Source organism: Caldisalinibacter kiritimatiensis (genome assembly GCF_000387765.1).
Lineage (GTDB): Bacteria > Bacillota > Clostridia > Tissierellales > Caldisalinibacteraceae > Caldisalinibacter > Caldisalinibacter kiritimatiensis.
In genome coordinates this window covers 1-2506 of record NZ_ARZA01000195.1, presented here as the reverse complement: position 1 = coordinate 2506, position 2506 = coordinate 1, and the positions used below count along the sequence as shown (strand labels likewise).

The window sequence follows — 2506 nt, the reverse complement described above, 5'->3', positions numbered from 1 at the left end:
TCTTAATTTATGAAGGGTGAGATTATGTTATATCCAAGAGCACCAAATGAAAAAAGCCTATCAACTCAAATAAATGCCGCCAAGCATGTTTGACAGAGTTAATAGACCACTTAATTAAAGTTTATAGTAAATTAGTGTAAATTTCAAGATTTGGGTAGATTGGTATTATTATAAATTTATGACTAAATTATATATTTTACTTTGTAAAATATTGAGTGAAAGGGAGGAGAAAATGAATACAAGTTTTAAAAGAAAGTTAATTTTATTTATTAAAAAAATGATAGACGGAATAATATTGTTAGTTGGAATTATAACTATGGAAAAAGCATATGAGTCAACTGGTAAAATAACAGTTATTTTATTGATTTTAATAGTAGCAATATGTTTATTTTTATTGAATCATTATATATTTTTAAAAAAATAATAAAAAATGACTAATGAAGTTTTCATTATTATCAGTTACAGTTATAATGTTTTATATTATACTAGATATAATGTGATATGTTATGCTAATGTAGTTATTTAATAGATTCCTATGTCGTGATTTGTGTTATTGATAATAGGTTTTCTACAAACTTTTCCTTTTCTTTAGCTAATTTCTCTTGTATTTCTAGACCTATCAAAGTATTTTGTTTTATAGTTCTCCATTAATCTGTAGACTATGCATATAATAACACCATATAAAAACAATGGTACGAATGTACTATATAAACACTATTGACAAATAATAGAAAATAAATTACAATAAAGTTAACAGCAAATCAAATAATATAAACACAAATTGAACGGAGAGATGAACATGGAGCTATTAACAATAGGTGAAAAAATAAGAAGGTTAAGAAAAGAGAAAAACATGTCATTAAGAGAACTAGGGGAAGACTTTGTTTCAAAGGCACAACTAAGTTATATTGAGAATGGTAAAGCAAGCCCAAATATTGAGTTACTTAAGTATTTAGCTCAAAAATTAGATGTAGATTTAGAATATCTTTTAGAAACAGAAAAGGACCAGGTAAAAAGGTATTGTAAATTATGGTTAGAAGAAATGTCGGCACATGTGAATCTAGATAATATTACTAAAGTAGAAGAGGTTTATAAAAAAATTAATAAATATGCCAAGGAATATGATTTAGTAGAAATTCTAGGAGAGAATAACCTACTAATTACACAAGCCTATATTAATGAAAAGTTATATGATAGAGCCTTAGGTTCCATACAACAAAGCTTTTATTATTACTCTAAGGTTAGTAACATAGAAAAAATAATAGAAGTGATAATTAAGGAAGGCAATATATATACATTAAAAGGATTATATGAAGTAGCATTAAATAAATATAGACAAGCACATACCTTTTACAGTCAACTACCTGTTAAAAAATTAAAGTTAGAAAGCAATATATTATATAATATTTCAACATGTTATCACATATTAAAAGATAAAGAAAATGCAAAGAAATATGCAGAAGAAGCTTTAAAAATAGACAAGCAACTAAAGGATACAAAACGATATGCTCAAAGTTTACTTAAATATGCATCAACACTTATTATTAATGGAGAATATATAGAAGCAGAAAATATTCTGAAACAAGCCAATAGTTTACTTAAGAAGAAAGAGGATGAAAAAACAAAAGCCTTTATAGAAAATAACTTTGGATGTGTGTATTTAGAGTCAGGTGATTATGAAAATGCCTATAAACATTTAATGAAAGCAAAACTGATCAAGGAAGAAATGAATTTAGATGAACTACCAACAACATTATTTGAACTATATAAATATCACATAAAAGTTGGAGAAGATGAAAAGGCCATAAAACAACTAGAAAAAGCCATAGAGTTCAGCAAAGAGAGAAAACTAAAAGAACATATAATTAAAGGCTTAGATTATTATGTTGAATACTTAATGGATAAAAAATCATATAAAGAAGCAATATTGAAAATTAAAGAACAAACATCACTATTAGAACAAATGGAGATGAAAAAGGTACTTGTAGATGCATATCTAAAACTTGGTAATACCTATAATTTATTAGGAGAAAAGGAGAAGGCATTAGAAGCTTTTGAAAAGGCTTATATAATTAATAAATAATAAAAGGAAGGTGGTGATTAAAATGAAAAAGATATTTACATTTATTATAGCAGCAATATTAATGTTTAATTTAGCAACTATATTTGAATCACCAAAAACAACTAATAATAACGTAATAGTACAAGGTACTATATATGAGTTAGATGATGAAGACCATGGGGGATTGAGAGGATAAAAGTTTAGTAAGTATTATGTTTATTTAGATATAAGAAAGGGGTGAGATTATGTTATATCCAAGAGCACCAAATGAAAAAAGCCTACTAACTTAAATAAATGCCGGCAAGCATGTTTGACAGAGTTAATAGGCCACTTAATATAAGTATACTGTAGATATAAAAGATTTTCAATATTTGAGTGTCAATTGTTACTGTCAAGTAATAGTTGGCAATTTTTCTTTTTCAAAATTAATCATCCAATAATTTT

At 25.9% G+C, this 2506-nt stretch carries 3 protein-coding genes; all 3 read left to right on the top strand.

Features of this window, described 5'->3' with window-relative positions:
• The first annotated feature begins 232 nt into the window (after positions 1-232).
• The 3 genes from L21TH_RS08465 (at position 233) to L21TH_RS14310 (ending at position 2258) form a co-directional block, all read left to right on the top strand.
• Positions 233-424 (top strand): hypothetical protein, encoded by a 192-nt coding sequence (locus L21TH_RS08465; protein ID WP_006314113.1) that lies wholly within the window; start codon positions 233-235, stop codon positions 422-424.
• Positions 425-799: 375 nt separating this feature from the next.
• Complete coding sequence (locus L21TH_RS08460; protein WP_006314111.1) at positions 800-2083, top strand: tetratricopeptide repeat protein; 1284 nt, start codon at positions 800-802, stop codon at positions 2081-2083.
• Positions 2084-2105: 22 nt separating this feature from the next.
• The gene (locus tag L21TH_RS14310; protein WP_006314110.1) at positions 2106-2258 is read left to right on the top strand and encodes a hypothetical protein; all 153 of its coding nucleotides are present in this window, start codon (positions 2106-2108) and stop codon (positions 2256-2258) included.
• Positions 2259-2506 lie beyond the last annotated feature (248 nt).